Annotated in this window: 16 protein-coding genes; 11 read left to right on the top strand and 5 right to left on the bottom strand. The window is 69.3% G+C overall.

Going from position 1 to position 18,313, the window contains the following annotated elements:
• Positions 1-29: 29 nt before the first annotated feature.
• Positions 30-461, bottom strand: coding sequence for a CD225/dispanin family protein (locus tag HQ314_RS12845; RefSeq protein WP_308115714.1), 432 nt, complete (start codon positions 459-461; stop codon positions 30-32).
• A 199-nt stretch (positions 462-660) separates the two neighbouring features.
• Between HQ314_RS12845 and HQ314_RS12840 the strand changes: the two genes are divergently transcribed.
• The 4 genes from HQ314_RS12840 (at position 661) to HQ314_RS12825 (ending at position 5,445) form a co-directional block, all read left to right on the top strand.
• On the top strand, positions 661-2,934 hold the full coding sequence (locus HQ314_RS12840; RefSeq protein ID WP_222650255.1) for a carbon starvation CstA family protein: 2,274 nt from the start codon (positions 661-663) through the stop codon (positions 2,932-2,934).
• Between the two features lies 1 nt (position 2,935).
• Complete coding sequence (locus HQ314_RS12835) at positions 2,936-3,127, top strand: YbdD/YjiX family protein (protein ID WP_051612930.1); 192 nt, start codon at positions 2,936-2,938, stop codon at positions 3,125-3,127.
• Positions 3,128-3,139: 12 nt separating this feature from the next.
• Positions 3,140-4,051 carry an AlkA N-terminal domain-containing protein gene (locus tag HQ314_RS12830; RefSeq protein WP_308119387.1) on the top strand — a complete coding sequence of 304 codons (912 nt, stop codon included), beginning with the start codon at positions 3,140-3,142 and terminating at the stop codon, positions 4,049-4,051.
• 98 nt (positions 4,052-4,149) lie between these two features.
• Positions 4,150-5,445 carry an AI-2E family transporter gene (locus HQ314_RS12825; protein WP_082544615.1) on the top strand — a complete coding sequence of 432 codons (1,296 nt, stop codon included), beginning with the start codon at positions 4,150-4,152 and terminating at the stop codon, positions 5,443-5,445.
• A 4-nt stretch (positions 5,446-5,449) separates the two neighbouring features.
• Here the strand turns inward: HQ314_RS12825 and HQ314_RS12820 are convergent, their stop codons facing one another.
• Both HQ314_RS12820 and HQ314_RS12815 read right to left on the bottom strand, forming a co-directional pair.
• Positions 5,450-8,431 carry an AAA family ATPase gene (locus HQ314_RS12820; protein WP_222650254.1) on the bottom strand — a complete coding sequence of 994 codons (2,982 nt, stop codon included), beginning with the start codon at positions 8,429-8,431 and terminating at the stop codon, positions 5,450-5,452.
• Positions 8,428-9,612, bottom strand: a complete 1,185-nt coding sequence (locus HQ314_RS12815) for an exonuclease SbcCD subunit D (RefSeq protein WP_222650253.1) — start codon at positions 9,610-9,612, stop codon at positions 8,428-8,430. The genes HQ314_RS12820 and HQ314_RS12815 overlap by 4 nt, the downstream gene beginning before the upstream one ends.
• Before the next feature lie 79 nt (positions 9,613-9,691).
• Here HQ314_RS12815 and HQ314_RS12810 point away from each other — a divergent pair, with 79 nt between their 5' ends.
• Together HQ314_RS12810 and HQ314_RS12805 are read left to right on the top strand one after the other, a co-directional pair.
• Complete coding sequence (locus HQ314_RS12810; protein ID WP_222650252.1) at positions 9,692-10,870, top strand: DNA recombination protein RmuC; 1,179 nt, start codon at positions 9,692-9,694, stop codon at positions 10,868-10,870.
• A gap of 20 nt (positions 10,871-10,890) precedes the next feature.
• Positions 10,891-11,724, top strand: a complete 834-nt coding sequence (locus tag HQ314_RS12805) for a DUF6542 domain-containing protein (RefSeq protein WP_261781647.1) — start codon at positions 10,891-10,893, stop codon at positions 11,722-11,724.
• Between the two features lie 19 nt (positions 11,725-11,743).
• On the opposite strand, the gene HQ314_RS12800 is transcribed toward HQ314_RS12805, so the two are convergent.
• Positions 11,744-12,790 carry a 4-hydroxy-3-methylbut-2-enyl diphosphate reductase gene (locus tag HQ314_RS12800; RefSeq protein WP_051612934.1) on the bottom strand — a complete coding sequence of 349 codons (1,047 nt, stop codon included), beginning with the start codon at positions 12,788-12,790 and terminating at the stop codon, positions 11,744-11,746.
• A gap of 87 nt (positions 12,791-12,877) precedes the next feature.
• On the opposite strand from HQ314_RS12800, the gene HQ314_RS12795 reads away from it, so the two are divergent.
• Genes HQ314_RS12795 through HQ314_RS12785 form a run of 3 tightly spaced genes read left to right on the top strand, consistent with a single transcriptional unit; the run spans position 12,878 to position 15,005 of the window.
• Positions 12,878-13,501 (top strand): lipid droplet-associated protein, encoded by a 624-nt coding sequence (locus HQ314_RS12795; protein WP_222650251.1) that lies wholly within the window; start codon positions 12,878-12,880, stop codon positions 13,499-13,501.
• Between the two features lie 13 nt (positions 13,502-13,514).
• Positions 13,515-14,756 carry an exodeoxyribonuclease VII large subunit gene (gene xseA / locus HQ314_RS12790; protein WP_222650250.1) on the top strand — a complete coding sequence of 414 codons (1,242 nt, stop codon included), beginning with the start codon at positions 13,515-13,517 and terminating at the stop codon, positions 14,754-14,756.
• Between the two features lie 39 nt (positions 14,757-14,795).
• Positions 14,796-15,005, top strand: coding sequence for an exodeoxyribonuclease VII small subunit (locus HQ314_RS12785; RefSeq protein ID WP_222650249.1), 210 nt, complete (start codon positions 14,796-14,798; stop codon positions 15,003-15,005).
• Positions 15,006-15,014: 9 nt separating this feature from the next.
• Here the strand turns inward: HQ314_RS12785 and HQ314_RS12780 are convergent, their stop codons facing one another.
• Positions 15,015-15,587: a DUF4245 domain-containing protein gene (locus HQ314_RS12780; RefSeq protein ID WP_222650248.1), complete on the bottom strand. Its 573-nt coding sequence runs from the start codon at positions 15,585-15,587 to the stop codon at positions 15,015-15,017.
• A 193-nt stretch (positions 15,588-15,780) separates the two neighbouring features.
• On the opposite strand from HQ314_RS12780, the gene glpX reads away from it, so the two are divergent.
• Positions 15,781-16,821: a class II fructose-bisphosphatase gene (gene glpX / locus HQ314_RS12775; RefSeq protein WP_222650247.1), complete on the top strand. Its 1,041-nt coding sequence runs from the start codon at positions 15,781-15,783 to the stop codon at positions 16,819-16,821.
• Positions 16,822-16,865: 44 nt separating this feature from the next.
• Complete coding sequence (locus HQ314_RS12770; RefSeq protein ID WP_027503925.1) at positions 16,866-18,266, top strand: class II fumarate hydratase; 1,401 nt, start codon at positions 16,866-16,868, stop codon at positions 18,264-18,266.
• Positions 18,267-18,313 lie beyond the last annotated feature (47 nt).

Here is an 18,313-nt window from a genome sequence, read left to right as displayed (position 1 = left end):
GAGTCTACGTGCCGCCCCCGACCGCCCTGTCAGTACGTGTAGTCGGTGCCCGATCCCGCCGAGATCGCGAAGGCGATGAGCAGCACGTAGAAGAGGATGAACAGCGCGAAGAGCCCCACGAAGATGTAGAGCGAGTACTTGCCCAGCTGCTTCGTGCGTTCCGACGCGTAGTGCGCACCCTGATAGTCGCCCAGCGACCACCGCGGGAACACCGAGCTCGAGTGGTTGAACGCCGAGAACGCCAGCGGCCAGAAGAAGATCAGCGCGGCGGCGGCCCAGCCGGCGTTGGTCGGCGGCAGCGGCGGCGGGCCGTACTGCTGCTGGGGATAACTCGGCTGCTGCTGCTGCGGGAAGGCTCCACTGGTCGGGAACGCTCCGGTGTCCGTCGGCCCCTTCGTCAGGTCGGGCTCGTACGACGAACCGGTGTACGGCTGCTGCGGGTACTCGGGGTGGTCTGACACACGAGCATCGTAGGCAGTCGGGGCGCGCGAGTGGGGTCTCGTTGTCATGTCGTGACGTTCGGCGACGGTCCCGGACCGCTCGGCGCAACGATCCGCACACGCCAGGCTCACAACCGCACGAAATGTCGGTCGGTCTGCTTACAGTGACTGCGATCACACGATGATCGCCGCCCCTCCACCGCATGCCAGGAGCCCGCAGATGACTGCCGTGTCCGACAGGGGGAACTCGCACGTCGAGTTCCTCAAGACCGACGACGACCTTCCCCCCGTGGGCGTCGTCGACCGCTCACCGATGACGGTGCCCAAACGCATCGTCTTCGTCATCATCGGTCTGCTGGGCGCCGTCGCCTGGACCGTCATCGCCGTGATCCGCGGCGAGCAGGTCAACGCGGTGTGGTTCGTCGTCGCGGCGGTCTGCACCTACATCTTCGCGTTCCGGTTCTACGCACGCCTCATCGAGAACCGCATCGTCCATCCGCGGGACGATCGGGCCACACCCGCCGAGATCCTGGAGAACGGCAAGGACTACATGCCGACGGACCGTCGGGTGCTGTTCGGCCACCACTTCGCCGCGATCGCGGGCGCCGGTCCCCTCGTCGGTCCCGTCCTCGCTGCGCAGATGGGATATCTGCCCGGCACCATGTGGATCATCATCGGCGTCGTCTTCGCCGGCGCGGTGCAGGACTTCCTGGTGCTCTGGATCTCCACGCGCCGACGCGGCCGCAGCCTCGGTCAGATGGCCCGCGAGGAGCTCGGCGTGGTCGGCGGTATCGCCGCCCTCATCGGCGTCTTCGTCATCATGATCATCATCATCGCGGTGCTCGCACTCGTCGTCGTGAACGCACTCGCCGAGAGCCCGTGGGGCGTCTTCTCCATCGCACTGACCATTCCCATCGCCCTCTTCATGGGCGTCTACCTGCGGTACCTTCGCCCGGGCAAGGTCTCCGAGGTCTCCCTCATCGGCGTCGTCCTGCTGCTGCTCGCCATCATCTCGGGCGGCTGGGTCGCCGAGACCGAATGGGGCACTGACTGGTTCACGCTGTCCAAGGTCACCGTCGCGTGGTTGCTCATCGCCTACGGTCTCGCCGCGTCGATCCTCCCCGTGTGGCTGCTGCTCGCCCCGCGTGACTACCTGTCGACATTCATGAAGATCGGCACCATCGTGCTGCTCGCCGTCGGCATCCTCATCGCTCGACCCGTCCTGCAGATGCCGGACATGACGTCGTTCGCCAGCGAGGGCAACGGACCCGCGTTCTCCGGATCGCTCTTCCCGTTCCTCTTCATCACCATCGCCTGCGGCGCGCTCTCCGGTTTCCACGCGCTGATCTCCTCGGGCACCACGCCGAAGCTTCTCGAGAAGGAGAAGCAGATGCGGATGATCGGCTACGGCGGCATGCTCACCGAGTCCTTCGTCGCCATCATGGCTCTGGTCACCGCCTGCATTCTCGATCAGCACATCTACTTCGCGCTCAACGCACCGACCGCACTCACCGGCGGAACACCCGAGACCGCCGCGGCGTACGTCAACGGGCTCGGACTGTCAGGCGGGGACGTCAGCGCGGCCGAGCTGTCGCAGGCCGCGACGGACGTCGGTGAGGAGTCGATCATCTCGCGCACCGGCGGCGCCCCCACGCTCGCGTTCGGCATGTCCGAGGTGCTGCACCAGGTCTTCGGCGGCGAGAGCCTGAAGTCGTTCTGGTATCACTTCGCGATCATGTTCGAGGCGCTGTTCATCCTCACCACCGTCGACGCAGGCACGCGTGTCGCTCGCTTCATGCTGTCGGACTCGCTCGGCAACCTCGGCGGCGGCGCGAAGAAGTTCCGCGATCCGTCGTGGCGCGTCGGTGCCTGGATCTGCTCGGTCATCGTCGTCGCCGCCTGGGGCGCCATCCTGCTCATGGGCGTCACCGATCCGCTGGGCGGCATCAACACGCTCTTCCCGCTGTTCGGCATCGCGAACCAGTTGCTGGCCGCCATCGCGCTCACGGTCGTCCTGACCGTCGTGGTGAAGAAGGGTCTGCTGAAGTGGGCCTGGATCCCCGCGCTGCCGCTGGCCTTCGACCTCGTGGTCACCATGACGGCGTCGTACCAGAAGATCTTCTCCGACGTTCCGGCCATCGGCTACTGGGCGCAGCACAGCGACTTCAAGGAAGCGAAGTCGCAGGGCCTCACCGAGTTCCGGTCTGCCGCCACACCGGAGGCCATCGACGCCGTCATCCGCAACACCTTCATCCAGGGCACGCTGTCCATCGTCTTCGCGGTGCTCGTCCTCATCGTCGCGCTCGCCGGATTCGCCGTCTGCTTCAAGGCGATCCGCGCCGGTGGACTGCCCAGCAGCGAGGAGGAGGACGTACCGTCGAAGCTGTTCGCGCCCAGCGGTTTCCTCCCCACCGAGGCGGAGAAGTCGGTGCAGGCGGAGTGGGACGTCCTCATCGCCGACGGCACGGTCCGTCGGCCGGGAACGGGCCACTGACATGAACGCCGTCCTGAAGTCCGTTCGCGCCGCGACGTGGTGGATCACCTCCGTCATGGGTGATCACGACTACGAGCGTTTCGTCGAGCACCGGAACCGGGTCCATCCCGGGCATCCGGTGCCGTCCGAGCGCGAGTACTGGAAGGCACGTCATGCGGAGGCGGACGCGAATCCGGGCGCACGCTGCTGCTGAGATCATGACGGGGTGACGTCGCCGCGCTGGACCCTCGACACCTCCGAGCTGCCGTACTCCGCTCCGTACGACACGGGGTGGATGCGGTGGTTCCTGGCGGGTCACGCGGTTCCGGGCATGGAGACCTTCACGGACGGCGTCTACCGCCGGGCTCTGCGCCTCGATCACGGCCCCGCCGTAGTCGCCTGCCGGTTCGTCCCGGGTGACGGCGGCGCGGGAGTCGTCCGGGTGGAGACGCGAGCCCGGGACGAGTCGGACGTCCCCACCGCGCTGTCCCGAGTGCGGCGGGTACTGGCCCTGGACGTCGACGCGGCTCCCGTCGACGCTGCGCTCGCGGCAGATCCTGCGCTCGCCGCGTCGGTGGCCGCGGCCCCGGGGATCCGCGTTCCCGGGGCGTTCGATGCCGCGGAGGTGCTTCTTCGCACGATGATCGGTCAGCAGATCTCGCTCGGTGCCGCGGCCACGCACACCGCCCGGCTCGTCGCGGCCCTCGGGGATCCGGTGGGCGACGACGAGGGCGAAGCCGACCACGGCATCACTCGCCTGTTCCCCACTCCCGAGGCCGTGGCCACACGCGGCACCGAGATCCTCACCGGTCCGGCGCGGCGGGTCGCCGCGATCGCGTCGACGGCCGACGCTCTGGCATCGGGCGCCGTGGACGTGCGCCACGACGGCGACGCGGCCACCCAGGAGCGTGCACTGCTGGCACTGCGCGGTGTCGGCCCGTGGACCGCCCGCTACGTGTCGATGCGGTTGCTGGGCGACCCCGACGTGCTGCTCGACACCGACCTGGTGGTCCGGCAGGGCGCGGCCCTCCTCGACATCGATCTGTCGGACACCGCCCACTGGTCACCGTGGCGGTCCTACGCCTCCATGCACCTGTGGCGTACTGCCCTTCTCGCCCGCGGGCTCACCATCGGGTAGTCCCTCCGTCGCCATGCGTGTGGAATCGGCTTCCCGGGTACAGTCACAGCGCGTTCGACTCTGCGTTCGCCGCATCATCGTCAGACGAGAGGACACACGTGAGCGAGAACGCGCCCACCACTTCCGCAGGCTCCGCGTCGGGCCGTGATCGCAGCGACCTGTTCGGCGCCGGCGGACTCTGGCTGGCCAAGTGGTCGGCCGTGCTCCTCGTCGTCTCGGCAGCGCTGTGGATCGCCGGCTGGCTGGTCGGCCAGCTGTGGGTGATCATGCTCCCGGTTCTGCTGGCACTGGTGGTCGCGACGGTGCTCTGGCCGCCCACCAGGCTGCTGCGCCGCATCGGTTTTCCGCCCGCGCTCGCCGCACTGACCACACTCCTCGGCTTCCTCGCGGTTCTCGCCGGTGTGGTCGCGTTCATCGTCCCCTCCGTCATCAGCCAGGCTCCCGATCTCGCGGACAGTGCCACCCTCGGCGTCTCGCAGGTCCAGGAGTGGCTCGAGGGCCCGCCCATCAATCTGGACGACGAGCAGATCGACAGCGCCGTCGAAGCCATCGTCACGCAGCTGCAGGACAGCGGCACGGCGATCGCCTCGGGCGTCTTCGCCGGCGTCGCCACCGCCGGGTCGATCCTGGTCACGCTCGGTCTGGTGCTCGTCCTGAGCTTCTTCTTCATCAAAGACGGCCCGCGCTTCCTCCCCTGGCTGCACGGACTGGCCGGACGCAAGGCCGGTGGTCATCTCGCCGAGGTACTCCGACGAGTGTGGGACACCCTGGGTGGCTTCATCCGTACCCAGGCCATCGTCAGCGCGATCGACGCGATCTTCATCGGCATCGGCCTGGTGATCCTCGGCGTGCCGCTGACCCCGGTGCTGATGACGCTCACCTTCCTCGGTGGCTTCATCCCCATCGTGGGTGCCTTCGTCGCCGGTGCCCTCGCCGTCCTGGTCGCGCTGGTGGCCAACGGGTTCACCACCGCGGTCATCGTCCTGGCGATCATCCTGGCCGTGCAGCAGATCGAAGGCAATGTCCTGCAGCCGATCCTGCAAAGCAAGTCGATGAACCTGCATGCCGCGATCGTGCTGCTGGCCGTCACCGCCGGCGGTTCCATCTTCGGCATCATCGGGGCGTTCCTCGCGGTCCCGGTCGCTGCGGCCACCGCGGTGCTGCTGCGCTACATCAACGAGCAGATCGAACTTCGGTCCGACGAGGATCCCGGCGCGAACGACATCGCCGAACGCATCCACGACGATCTCGGCACACCCGGTGACGACGCGCCCGTCGTCGTCCACGACGAGAAGACCCGATACGCGCCGGCGCCCTCGGACCAGTCCGACGACGTGGCACCGACTCCGATCGACGTCGACACGCACGAGGACGACGAGAAGAAGGACGACTGAGCGGTCACACTCCCGCGTGCACTCGTACCGTGGATCCGTGACGTTCGCGGATCACCTCGAGGCGTGAGGGCACCCGGTCACGGATCTCGTCGACGTGACTGACGATGCCCACCGTGCGCCCACCGGACCGGAGTTCGTCGAGGACTCCCATGACGGCGTCCAGTGATCCCGAGTCGAGGCTTCCGAACCCCTCGTCGATGAACATCGTGTCCAGGGTGATGCCGCCCGCCTCGGCCGCGACGACGTCGGCGAGACCCAACGCGAGCGCGAGCGACGCGCAGAACGCCTCGCCGCCCGACAGGGTGCCCGCCGACCGGACCACCCCGGTGTAGTCGTCGCGTACGTCGAGACCCAGCCCGCCGCGGGTGCCTCGCGGGCCCACGTCGTCGGAGTGCACGAACTCGAACCGTCCCTGCGACATCAACCGGAAGCGCACGGATGCCGCAGTGGCGACGTCCTCGAGCCTCGCGGCCAGCACGTAGGACCGCAGCGACATCCGACGCGCGTTGGCGCCCTTGCCGGCCACCACCTCCGCCAGCTGCTCGAGTTCCGCGTGCTCGAGGTGGGCAGGTCCCAGACGGTCCGCAGCGGCCCACAGTTGGGCGACGAGGTCCTCGAGCATGCGTAGCCGACTGTCGGCGTCTCCGGCCGAGGCGATGGCCTCGTCCAGCAACCCCCGCAGTCGGATCTCCTCCGCATCGACAGCAGCGGTGTCGACGGTCTCCCCCACCATCGCCTCCGCCACGTCCGGCTCCGCGAGCACGGCCGCAGCCGCGGAGCGCTGCTTCTCGGCGTCGAGAACGGCGTTCTCCAGCACCGTGCACCGGGCCCTGTCACGGACCGCCGCCAGGGCTTCCGTGACCTCGGTGAATCCGTGCTCGCGCGCGCACTCCACCAGGTCGGTCTCGAGCCGCATCACCGCCTGATCGGCCGAGTCGGCGTCGCGGCGAGCATCGCGCCACGCCACCGCGGCTGCGATGGCCGCGTCGAGTGCGGCACGCCGTTCCGCCACGGTGGACGTCGTCCCCACGGCGGCCGTGATGCGCGCGGTGGCCTCCGCGATCCGAGTCTCCAGCGCCTCCGTACGCCCGCGAGTGACGCCCAGTTCGGTCGTGATCGCATCGGCCCGCACCCGCAGACCTGCGGTCTCCTCGTCCAGCGCCGCCAGCGAGGTGTCGATCGCCGCGAGACGATCCGCGGCACGCCGCGCCTCCGCCAGTGCCGTCGTGGCCGCGTCCAGTTCGGCCGCGAGTTCCGCTGCGGTGCGATCCGCGCACCGGGTCGCGAGCTCGTCCACACGCTGTCGGCAGCGCTGCACCGCGGCGTCCGCCGTGGTGCGTTCCGCCTCGGCTGCACCGACCCGCTGTCCCGCGCGGTTCTCGTCGTCCCGGGACACCCGCCCCGCGGTCGGAGATGCGGGCGCCGGATGTTCCGTCGCGCCGCAGACTCCGCACGGGGCGCCGTCCTCGAGTCCCGCCGCGAGCTCCGCGGACATCCCCTCGAGACGGCGTTCCCGCAGGTCCAACCATTCCGTGCGCAGATCGTCGTAGCGGGTCCGGGCACGCTCGGCCGTCGTCACGGCCGCCGCGAGGCGCTCGGACTCGCGAGCCCACTCGACGTGTGCGCGTGCCGCGTCCTCGGCGCCGTGATGCCGCGCCTCCAGGCCGGCGAGACCCGCACGAGCCGCGACGGCTACTCGATGCTCGGCGTCCAGTGCCGCGCGCTCCGCAGGTACCGCGTCGAGACGTACCCGTACCGCCCGCAGGTCCGTCTCCAGACCGCGCACCCGGGCGACGGCGCGTTCCCGATCGGCCACCGCCGTCCTTCGATCGGACTCGTCGCCCGCGACACTGTCCAGCACCGCGCACTCGCCGCTCCACCGGTGCACCGCGGCATCGAGCACCTCCGCATCGGCAGGACGGGGCGGCCACGACAACGTCCCGACCAGCACGGAGGCCTCGGTCTCGGCAGCCGCCCGCTCCCGGCGCCGCATCGTCGCGGCGGCGGCGGTCGCGCGCTGACGGTGCTGGTCGAGGGTGACGGCGCGATCGCGCACCGGCAGCGCCCGACGCGCACGGTCCAGCTCAGCGATCTGCTGCGCGCGCTCGGCGTCGCCGTCCGCCAGCACCGTGAGTCGCGCTGCTGCCGCGGCCCCCCGCTCGCGTGCCTCCCGGCGGCGGTGCGCGATCCGAGCGGTCTCACGAGACGCGGCGTGTTCGGCGCGCGCTGTCCGCAGATGCTCTGTGCGCCCACGGGCCAGCTCTCGGGCACCGCCCAGAAGATCGGTCCCCCACTCCACCACGTCGGTGCCCGTGAAGAGGTCCACGCCGGCGGCGGTGGCCACCTGGGCAGCCAGTCTGTCGACGGACTCCGATCGCCCGGCGAGACGCTCCGCGCTGGCGCGACGCTGATCCTGGAACCACGTCTCGATGTCGCGGAACCGATCGGTGTCGAACAACTGCTCCAGCAGCGCACCCCGTTCCTCGTTGCGCGCCCGCAGGAACCGCGCGAAGTCCCCCTGCGGCAACAGGACGACCTGGAAGAACTGGTCCACCCGCATGCCGAGCAGGCGCTCGACCTCGAGCGCGATCTCGTCGATGCGCGTCAGGTTCTCGCCCCGGCCGTCGTGCCACGTCAGCGTCGCCTTGGCGTTCTGTTTCGTGGTTCCCACCCCGCGCCGCTTGGGGCGCAGGAACTCCGGCTGCCGGACGATGGTGAGGCGGCGGCCACCCAACGTCGCGTCGAGTTCGACGCGCGGAACCACACCCGGCGCAGCGTGATCCGACAACAGGCGTCGACTCTCTCGGCGCGAGCCGGGGAGAACGCCGTAGAGAGCGAAGGCGATGGCATCGAGAACGGACGTCTTTCCCGCTCCGGTGGGGCCGTGCAGGAGGAAGAGGCCGTCGGCCCCGAGATCGTCGAAGTCGACGTCGACCGTGCCGCCGAACGGCCCGAACGCGGTGACCGACAACGCATGCAGTTTCACGCCGAGCGCACCCACTCGTGCTCGACGGGCGATGCGGACGTCGAATCCCGCTGACTTGTGACGTTCTCGACCGCACGATCGAGCAGCTCGACCTCGGACGACGAGGGCGCGCTGCGCACGTCCGCGAGGAAGCTGCTGAGCACCTCACGGTCCGACCTACCCTGCACCTTCTCGCGGTAGCTCCCGGAATCGACACCGGCCGGGCGCTTCCACTCGAGGTGCACCGCGTGGGGAAAACGCTCCTGCAGACGGCGCATCGCGTCGACGGGCCGCACCGCATCGATGAGCACAGCGGAGACGTAATGCTCTGTCGCGGAGTCGAACCGGTTCTCCGTGCAGAGCTCCTCGAGCGTTCCCTCCAGGACGGACAGGCCCCGCACCACCGGCAGATCGACACGCGTGACGACGCGGCCACCCGAGCCGTCGATGTCGACGAGCCACGCAGCCTTGCGATGCGAACGCTCGCCGAACGAGTACGGCAGCGGCGATCCCGAGTACCGGATGTGGTCGTCGATGGTCTGCGGAGAGTGCAGGTGGCCCAGCGCGACGTAGTCGATACCGCCGAAGATCGAGGCCGGCACGGTCTCGACGCCACCGACGGAGATCGAACGCTCGGAACCCGTACCCTCGCCGCCGATCACGAAGGCATGGGCCAGCACCACCGAGCGGACCGACGAGTGCCGCGTCGCCAGATCGGCCGCGATGCGGCCCATCGCCGCCTGCAGCACCGCGGCGTGCGAACGAGCGCCGGGTACCCCGAGCTCGGCGCGGGTGGCGTCCGGCTCGAGGTACGGAATGCCGTAGAACGCCACGTCACCGTGCTCGTCCGCCAGCACGACCGGTCGGTCGACGGCGTCGACGGTGGTGAACAGATGCAGACCGCCGGCAGCGGAGAACGCCGACCCGGCACCGAGCCGGGCGGGCGAGTCGTGATTGCCCGACGTGGCGACGATGACGGCCCCCGCGTCACGGATGGCCTCGAATGCCTTGTTGCACAGCCGGACCGCGTCCGCATTGGGCACCGCACGGTCGTAGATGTCCCCGGGGACCACGACGACGTCCACACTCTGTTCTCGGACGACGGTGGCGAGAGCCTCCAGAGCACGACGCTGATCGGCCAGCAGGTCGACACCGTGGAAGGTGCGCCCGATGTGCCAGTCCGAGGTGTGCAGGATTCTCATGTCGCCGACGCTAACGGAGACCTACGACAAAGACGCTCGGGCCGAAGGTGTGTCGGTACCCCGGTTCATAGTGAGCCTCATGACCGCCCTCACTGCCGTGACCACTCTCGTCACCCTTCTCGTCGGCCTGGGGTTGGGCTGGTGGTTGCGGGCCGCACGCGGCGACGTCGAACTCGCCCGTGCGGGTGAGCGGCTCGCGGTCTCCGCGGACAACGAGGAGACGCTGCGGCGGTCGTTGTCGCTGCTCAACGAGGACTCCGCGCGGCGCCACTCCGGCGCCATCGGTCACCAGGTCTCCCACCTGGTCGACCCGCTGCGGGAGGCGGTCGACGCACTCGAGGAACACGTACGGCTCGTCGAGCGCGACCGTGTTCACGCATACGCGGGACTGACCGAGCAGGTCGCCGGGATGCACCGCGCCTCGCGGCAGTTGGCGTCGCAGACGGACCAGCTCGTCACCGCGCTGCGGGCGCCACAGATTCGTGGCCGGTGGGGCGAGATCCAGCTCGAGCGGGTCGTGGAGCTGGCCGGCATGACGCGCCACTGCGACTTCGACACCCAGGTCGCCGCACCCGGCGTGCGCCCCGATCTGGTGGTCAAGCTCGCCGGTGGCAAGCGCATCGTCGTCGACGCCAAGGTTCCGCTGGTCGCCTTCCTCGACGCGAGCGCCGAGCAGGATCCCGAGACCATCGATCGGCATCTCGAACGCCACGCCAAGCACCTGCGCACACACGTCGACCAGCTCGCCGACAAGAAGTACTGGCACGCGTTCGACCCGTCGCCGGAATTCGTCGTCCTCTTCGTTCCGGGCGATCCGTTCCTCGATGCCGCGCTGACGCGCGACCGCAGCCTGCTCGAACACGCCTTCTCCCGCAACGTGGTGCTCGCCACCCCGACCACTCTCATCGCCCTGCTGCGGACCGTCGCCTACACGTGGAAACAGGACGCACTGGCCGAGGACGCCGCTCGCGTGCGTGTACTGGGCCGTGAGCTGTACGAGCGCCTCGGCACGGTCGGAGCCCACGTGGATCGCTTGGGATCACAGCTGGGCAAGGCCGTGGACTCGTTCAACGCGGCGGCGGGATCGTTGGACGCCCGGGTCTTCGTCACAGCACGCAAGCTGCACGAGATGTCCCTCTTCGACGGCGAACCGCCGCAGGTCACGAGTGTGGACCAGCGGCCACGAACCATGACCGCGACTGCGATGGAGGGCACCTCGTCGACGTGTCGCGGGCATGCCGACGACGCAAGTCGTTGAATCAACGCTAACCTCGCTGTGTGTCTTCCCCCCAACGCGCACGCTCGGGAGTGCCTCTCGACCAGCGCTCCGCTGTGCCGTCGGTACCCGGAATCCCCGCATGGGGCGCCGTCGCGGTGGCAGTGGGCGCAGCCGTCCTGGGCTTTCTCGTCGATGCCATGCGTGGCGACGAACTGGGATCGACGTTCGCCGTCCTGTACGTGCTCGGTGCACTCATCGCCGTCGTCGCGGTCCGCCATCGTGGACTCTTCACCGCCATGGTGCAGCCGCCGCTCATCATGTTCCTCGGCGTCCCCATCGCATACCAGATCCTCACCGACGGAGCGGGCACCTCGATCAAGGACATCGTCCTGACCGTCGCCGTGCCGCTCGTCGATCGCTTCCCGCTCATGGCGCTGACCACGCTGTTGGTCCTCGGCGTCGGTGGCGCCCGGCTCGCGCTCGATCGTCGCCCCACTCCGGTCCGGAAGCCGGCGCGCACAGCGCGACCGGCCGCGGCAGCGCGTGACGCCGCACCCCGACGGTCGCGCTCCGAACGTCCCGCCACTCGCGAGACGGCGGGACGGGCGGAGGAACGCCGCAGGACCCGCCAGGAACCGCGGACGGACGCACCCGACGCTCGACACGACCGCACCCGGCGTGCACGGCCCGCCGCACCGCAACCGCGCGAGGAGTCACGCGCTGCTCGGCCCGCCCCGCGCGCCTACGAGGGCCAGGTCACGGCTTCCGACAACGGTCGCCCACGGGAAGCTCGCCCCCGGTACGAACCCACGCCGTACGAACCCCGGCGCACCGGTGCGGAGAATCTGTCGCCGTACCCCGCACCACGGGTGCGCTACCGCGACCGGGACTGATCTCCCGGCCGCGGTCGGCTCACACCCGGCTGGTGGTCCGCAGCTCGCGAGGAAGCGCGAAGACCAGCGTCTCGTTGGCCGTCGTCACCGACTTCACGTCGCCGAAGCCATGTGTCTCGAGCAGGTCCAGCACTCCACGCACCAGCACCTCCGGCACGGATGCGCCGGACGTGATGCCCACCGTGCGGACGCCCTCGAGCCAGGCGAGATCGATGTCCTTGGCGTAGTCGACCAGGTAGCTCGCGCGCGCGCCCGCAGCGAGGGCGACCTCGACCAGACGGACGGAGTTCGACGAGTTCGTCGACCCGACCACGATCACGAGATCGCATTCGGGCGCCATCGCCTTGACGGCGACCTGACGGTTCTGGGTGGCGTAGCAGATGTCGTCGCTGGGCGGATCCTGCAGGTTGGGGAACTTCTCCCGCAGTCGCGCGACAGTCGTCATGGTCTCGTCGACACTCAACGTGGTCTGCGACAACCAGATGACGCGGTTCTCGTCCCGGACGGTGACGGCGTCGACGGAATCCGGCCCGTCCACGACCTGCACGTGGTCCGGGGCCTCGCCCGCGGTGCCCTCGACCTCCTCGTGACCCTCGTGGCCGATGAGCAGGATGTCGAAGTCGTCGCGAGCGAACCGCTTGGCCTCCTGGTGCACCTTCGTCACCAGTGGGCACGTCGCGTCGATGGTGCGCAGGTTCTTGGCGGCCGCGGACTCGTGGACCGCCGGTGATACACCGTGCGCGGAGAACACGAGCAGTGCGCCGTCCGGCACCTCGTCGGTCTCGTCCACGAAGATGACGCCCTGATCGGACAGCGTCTCCACCACGTGGCGGTTGTGCACGATCTCCTTGCGCACGTAGATCGGGGCGCCGTGCTTCTCGAGCGCCTTCTCGACCGTCTCCACCGCTCGATCCACACCGGCGCAGTACCCGCGCGGCTCCGCGAGCAGAACGCGCAGCGGGCCGTCGTAGACCTCACCGGTGACCGCCGGCCGGGCGATACCCAGCTCGAGCGGGATGGCGGAGGAGGTGGTGGAGGACGAGGACACCGGAAGAGCCGAAGACATACCACGAGGATACGGGTAGTCGGGTGGGCGTCGCTTCCCGCGCACGTCGACTGGGAAAAATGCGCGACGTGGGGCACTCTGTGAGACATGATCCGTCCACCCTTCGCCGCCCGCGTCGCGCTCGGAATCGCCGTGACCGTCGTCGAGGAGGCTCGGCGTCTCCCCACCACCGCCATCTCCCTGCCGATGACCGCCGTGAGCGAGGTCCTCCAGACCGCGATGCGTCTGCAACAGACCGTCACCGAGCTGGCCATCAAGGGCGACCAGGTGTTCTCCCTGATCGGCTCACGCCCGGTCGAGACCGCGGAGTGGGCGACCTTCGACGACGACGCGGACGTCGCACCCGCGCGGTACACGCAGGTGCCGCTGTCCACCGAGCCCGAGCCGATCGGTGACCCGGCCGGAGAGATCGACGTGCCGGAGCCCGGTGCGCCCGCAGGGCGGTTCGCCCTGTACTCGACCCCGCCGTCGGAGATCGAGACGACCGAACCCGTTCCGGCCCCGGCTCTCGCGACCGCGCCGACCACGACTCCCGAGATCGTGGAGTACCTCGACTACGACGCCCTGACGCTGGCTCAGTTGCGTGCCCGTCTGCGGTCGCTGTCGGTCGAGGACCTCACGTCACTTCTCGAGTACGAGACGTCGGCCTCGGACCGCGCGCCGTACCGGACCATGCTCGAGAACCGCATCACCACCGCCCGAGCGAAGTGATTCTCGGACCACGATGACCACGGCCGCCACCAGCACCGCCGAGAACCCGCTCCCCGTCCGCACGGTCGCGACGAAGGTCGCCGGGTGGATCGATCGCCTCGGCAGCGTGTGGGTCGAGGGCCAGATCACGCAGATCTCGGTGCGTGCAGGAACGCGCACGGCGTTCCTGACGCTCCGCGACCCGTCCGCCGACATGTCGCTGTCGGTGACGTGCTCACCGATGCTCATCCAGAACTCTCCCGTGCCGTTGACCGAGGGCGCTCGCGTCATCCTCTACGGCAAGCTCAGTTTCTTCACCGGTCGCGGCACACTGTCGTTGCGCGCCACGGAGATTCGAGCGGTGGGAGTCGGCGAGCTGCTCGCCCGCATCGAGCGCCTGCGCGGTCTTCTCGCGGCCGAGGGACTCTTCGATCCGCGACTCAAGCGGCCGCTCCCCTTCCTGCCTCGCGTCGTCGGGCTCGTCACCGCACGCGCCAGTGCTGCCGAACGGGACGTGCTCAGCGTCGCGGAACGGCGGTGGCCGGCGGTGCGCTTCGAGGTACGCAACACTCCCGTGCAGGGCCCGTCGGCGGTGCCCGGCATCCTGCGCGCGCTGGCCGAGCTGGACGAGGACCCCACGGTCGACGTGGTGATACTCGCCCGTGGCGGCGGCAGTGTCGAGGATCTGCTGCCGTTCTCCGACGAGGCGCTCTGCCGCGCGATCTCCCGTGCGACGACGCCCGTAGTGAGCGCCATCGGACACGAACCGGACAGTCCACTCAGCGATCACGTGGCGGATCTTCGTGCGGCCACCCCCACCGATGCCGCCAAGCTCGTCGTGCCCGACGCCGTGGCCGAACGGGAACTGGTCGCCGAGCTGCGGAGCCGCAGCGCCGCAGCGCTCCGCAGTTGGGTGCAGCGCGAGGCGCGCGCACTGGACGCCCTGCGGCACCGGCCCGTGCTGGCCGATCCCCTCTACGCGGTCGCCCGCCGCGAGGAGGAGATCGCCGAGATGCGCCGCGTCGTCCGCCGCGACGTGGAGCGCGCGGTGTCGCGAGAGGCGATGACGGTGGAGCACATGCGCGCGCGTCTGACCACGCTCGGACCGGCGGCGACTCTGGCGAGGGGCTACTCGGTGGTGCAGCGCATGGTCCCCGGATCCGACCCCGAGGTGCTCCGGTCGGTCGACGACGCCGCGCCGGGTACGCAGCTCCGGGTCCGCGTCGCGGACGGCGTGGTCACGGCCGTCACGATGGGTCGCAGTTCCGCCACCTGACTCGTCCGCTGTCGGACTCTCGAGGCAGCATGGGGACTCATGAACGAGACACCGATCGCCGAGCTGGGCTACGAGGACGCGCGCGACGAGTTGGTCGACGTGGTCAAGCTGCTCGAGCAGGGCGGCCTGGATCTCGATGCCTCACTGGCGCTGTGGGAGCGCGGCGAAGCACTGGCGTCGCACTGCGAGCAGCACCTGGCCGGCGCGCGCACGCGCATCGAGAAGGCGCTGGCCCGCGACGAGGAGTGAGCGAGCGCGTCAGCGCTTGTCGAGTACCGGAGCCGTCGCCGTGGCGGATGCCAGCGCGACGAACTCCTCCTGCGACCCGGAACCGGTGAGCATCGCGCGGGTGTCGCCGAGATCGGCCACCCAGTACGGTTCCGTGTCGTCGTTGCCGTAGACCACCCAGTTCAGCCCGGCGATGGCCTCCGCGCCGCCGGCGGACACCCGTGATCCCTCGGTCCTCGAGCGGACCAGCTCGTCCTCGGAGGCGTCGCTCTGGGTGAGCGAGAGGAAATTGCCGTTCTCGGTGACGAAGCCGACGGTGCTGGACTGGAACTCCGAGCCCGAGACAGGGCCACGGTTCGCCGAGTTCGGGATCCACTGATCGGGCACGTCGGGACTGCGCACCGGGAAGGTCAGCGCATTCGCGTCCGCCTGCAGGGACGCCCCCAGATCGATGCGAGGAACCTCACCCGCCTCGGGGCCGCCCACACGCAACGAACACTGACCGGCGATGGCCGCGATCACCAGGCATGCGAGAAGAAGCGGGATCAGGGACCAGGCCATGTCCTTGTTGTTCTGCAGGTACCTGGGTTTCTTGTCGGCCACCTCTCCAGTATCGCACCGAGCGCGCGGGGGCTCGCCATCCGCGCAGCTCCGCGCTTCCCCCGGCAGGCCGGGGCCGTGCGACTAGTGCGACAATCACGCCGAGTCTTTTTCGCCCGAGTCGATGTTCATTCCGTGCGGACGACGCCCGTCAGTCGGGCTGCGAACCGCGCCATGTGCAAGGAGGCACAGCCCCATGACGGCCAACCCCGACGTTCCCACGCAGATGGCGCCGGATCGAAACCTCGCGCTCGAACTCGTCCGCGTCACCGAGGCCGGGGCGCTCGCGTCCGGACGTTGGGTCGGCCGCGGCGACAAGGAGGGTGGCGACGGCGCTGCCGTGGACGCCATGCGCCAGCTGGTGAGCTCGGTGTCGATGCGCGGCGTCGTGGTCATCGGAGAGGGCGAGAAGGACGAGGCGCCCATGCTCTACAACGGCGAGCAGGTGGGCAACGGCAACGGTCCCGAGGTCGACTTCGCCGTCGATCCCGTCGACGGCACGACGCTGATGGCCAAGGGCATGCCCAACGCGATCTCCGTGCTCGCGGTGGCCGAGCGCGGTGCGATGTTCGATCCGTCGGCCGTGTTCTACATGGAGAAGATCGCCGTCGGCCCCGACTACGCCGATGCCATCGACATCACTGCTCCGGTCGCCGAGAACATCGCCCGGATCGCGAAGATCAAGAAGGGGTCGTCCTCGGACGTCACCGTGTGTGTGCTCGACCGTCCCCGCCACACCGAGCTGATGCAGCAGATCCGCGACACCGGTGCCCGCATCCGGTTGATCTCGGACGGTGACGTCGCCGGCGCCATCGCGGCCGCCCGCCCCGATTCGGGCACCGACATCCTGATCGGCACCGGCGGCACGCCCGAGGGCATCATCGCCGCGGCGGCCATGCGCTGCATGGGGGGAGCACTGCAGGGCCGGCTCGCCCCGACGGACGACGACGAGCGCCAGAAGGCCGTCGACGCAGGCCACGATCTCGATCGCATCCTGAACACCAATGATCTGGTCGCCGGGGAGAACGTCTTCTTCACCGCGACCGGCGTCACCGACGGCGATCTGCTGCGCGGAGTGCGCTACTCCGGCGGCGGTGCCCACACGCAGTCCATCGTCATGCGCTCCAAGTCGGGCACCGTGCGGATGATCGACGCGTACCACCAGCTGAACAAACTGCGGGAGTATTCGTCCGTGGACTTCGACGGGGACACCTCCGGCGCCGTCCCGTCCTTCTGACGCGCACTCCGACTTCCCGACCCATCTACCGAGGCACGAGGTACATGACAGACAACGATCAGCAGTTCCGCATCGAGCACGACACCATGGGAGAGGTTCGCGTACCCGTCGACGCGCTGTGGCGTGCGCAGACACAGCGCGCCGTCGAGAACTTCCCCATCTCGGGCCGCCCCCTCGAGCGCACCCAGATCCGCGCGATGGGGCTGCTCAAGGCCGCATGTGCACAGGTCAACAAGGACCTGGGTCTGCTCGATGCGGACAAGGCCGACGCCATCATCGCGGCGGCCGGCGAGATCGCGGACGGCAAGCACGACGATCAGTTCCCCATCGACGTGTTCCAGACCGGCTCGGGCACCAGCTCCAACATGAACGCGAACGAGGTCATCGCGAGCATCGCGAAGAACGCGGGCGTCGAGGTGCACCCCAACGACCACGTCAACATGTCGCAGTCGTCCAACGACACGTTCCCCACCGCGACGCACGTCGCCGCGACCGAGGCCGCGGTCACCAGCCTGATCCCGGCCCTCGAGTACCTGCACACCGCTCTGGCGGCCAAGGCGACCGAGTGGAAGACCGTCGTGAAGTCGGGCCGCACCCACCTCATGGACGCGGTGCCCGTCACGCTCGGCCAGGAGTTCGGCGGCTACGCACGTCAGATCGAGGCCGGCATCGAGCGCGTGCAGTCCACGCTCCCCCGCCTCGGCGAACTCCCCATCGGCGGCACCGCCGTCGGCACGGGTCTCAACGCCCCCGACGGCTTCGGCCCGAAGGTCGTGACCGAGCTGGTGAAGTCGACCGGTGTCGACGCCCTCACCGCGGCGAAGAACTCGTTCGAGGCCCAGGCGGCTCGTGACGGTCTGGTCGAGGCGTCGGGCGCGCTGCGCACCATCGCCGTCTCGTTGACCAAGATCGCCAACGACATCCGCTGGATGGGGTCGGGCCCGCTCACCGGTCTCGGCGAGATCCGGCTCCCCGACCTGCAGCCCGGCAGCTCGATCATGCCCGGCAAGGTCAACCCGGTTCTCCCCGAGGCGGCCACCCAGGTGGCGGCGCAGATCGTCGGCAACGACGCGGCGATCGCATGGGGCGGCGCAGCCGGAGCCTTCGAGCTCAACGTCTACATTCCCATGATGGCGCGCAACCTGCTCGAGTCGTTCACGTTGCTCGCCAACGTCTCCCGCCTGTTCGCCGACAAGTGTGTCGACGGCCTCGTCGCCAACGAGGAGCACCTCAAGCAGCTCGCCGAGTCGTCGCCGTCCATCGTGACACCTCTCAACAGTGCGATCGGCTACGAGGAAGCTGCGGCCGTCGCCAAGCAGGCCTTGAAGGACAAGAAGACCATTCGCGAGGTCGTCCTCGAGCGTGGACTCGTCCCCGAGAAGTTGTCGGAAGAAGAACTCGACAAGCGCCTCGACGTCCTGGCGATGGCCAAGGTCCAGGACTGACCCAGCACTCCCCGCCCCGCATCACGGCGAAACGCTGTGGTGCGGGG

Origin of the sequence: Rhodococcus sp. BP-332 (assembly GCF_019836065.1) — a bacterium.
In the GTDB taxonomy this organism is placed as follows: Bacteria; Actinomycetota; Actinomycetes; order Mycobacteriales; family Mycobacteriaceae; genus Rhodococcoides.
This window is presented reverse-complemented; position numbering and strand designations above follow the sequence as displayed.

Coding starts and splice junctions, on each gene's coding strand:
- HQ314_RS12840 (WP_222650255.1), top strand. CDS start 661: ATGACTGCCGTGTCCGACAGGGGGAACTCGCACGTCGAGTTCCTCAAG.
- HQ314_RS12835 (WP_051612930.1), top strand. CDS start 2,936: ATGAACGCCGTCCTGAAGTCCGTTCGCGCCGCGACGTGGTGGATCACC.
- HQ314_RS12815 (WP_222650253.1), bottom strand. CDS start 9,612: ATGAGAATCCTGCACACCTCGGACTGGCACATCGGGCGCACCTTCCAC.
- HQ314_RS12810 (WP_222650252.1), top strand. CDS start 9,692: ATGACCGCCCTCACTGCCGTGACCACTCTCGTCACCCTTCTCGTCGGC.
- HQ314_RS12800 (WP_051612934.1), bottom strand. CDS start 12,790: ATGTCTTCGGCTCTTCCGGTGTCCTCGTCCTCCACCACCTCCTCCGCC.
- HQ314_RS12795 (WP_222650251.1), top strand. CDS start 12,878: ATGATCCGTCCACCCTTCGCCGCCCGCGTCGCGCTCGGAATCGCCGTG.
- xseA (WP_222650250.1), top strand. CDS start 13,515: ATGACCACGGCCGCCACCAGCACCGCCGAGAACCCGCTCCCCGTCCGC.
- HQ314_RS12785 (WP_222650249.1), top strand. CDS start 14,796: ATGAACGAGACACCGATCGCCGAGCTGGGCTACGAGGACGCGCGCGAC.
- glpX (WP_222650247.1), top strand. CDS start 15,781: ATGACGGCCAACCCCGACGTTCCCACGCAGATGGCGCCGGATCGAAAC.
- HQ314_RS12770 (WP_027503925.1), top strand. CDS start 16,866: ATGACAGACAACGATCAGCAGTTCCGCATCGAGCACGACACCATGGGA.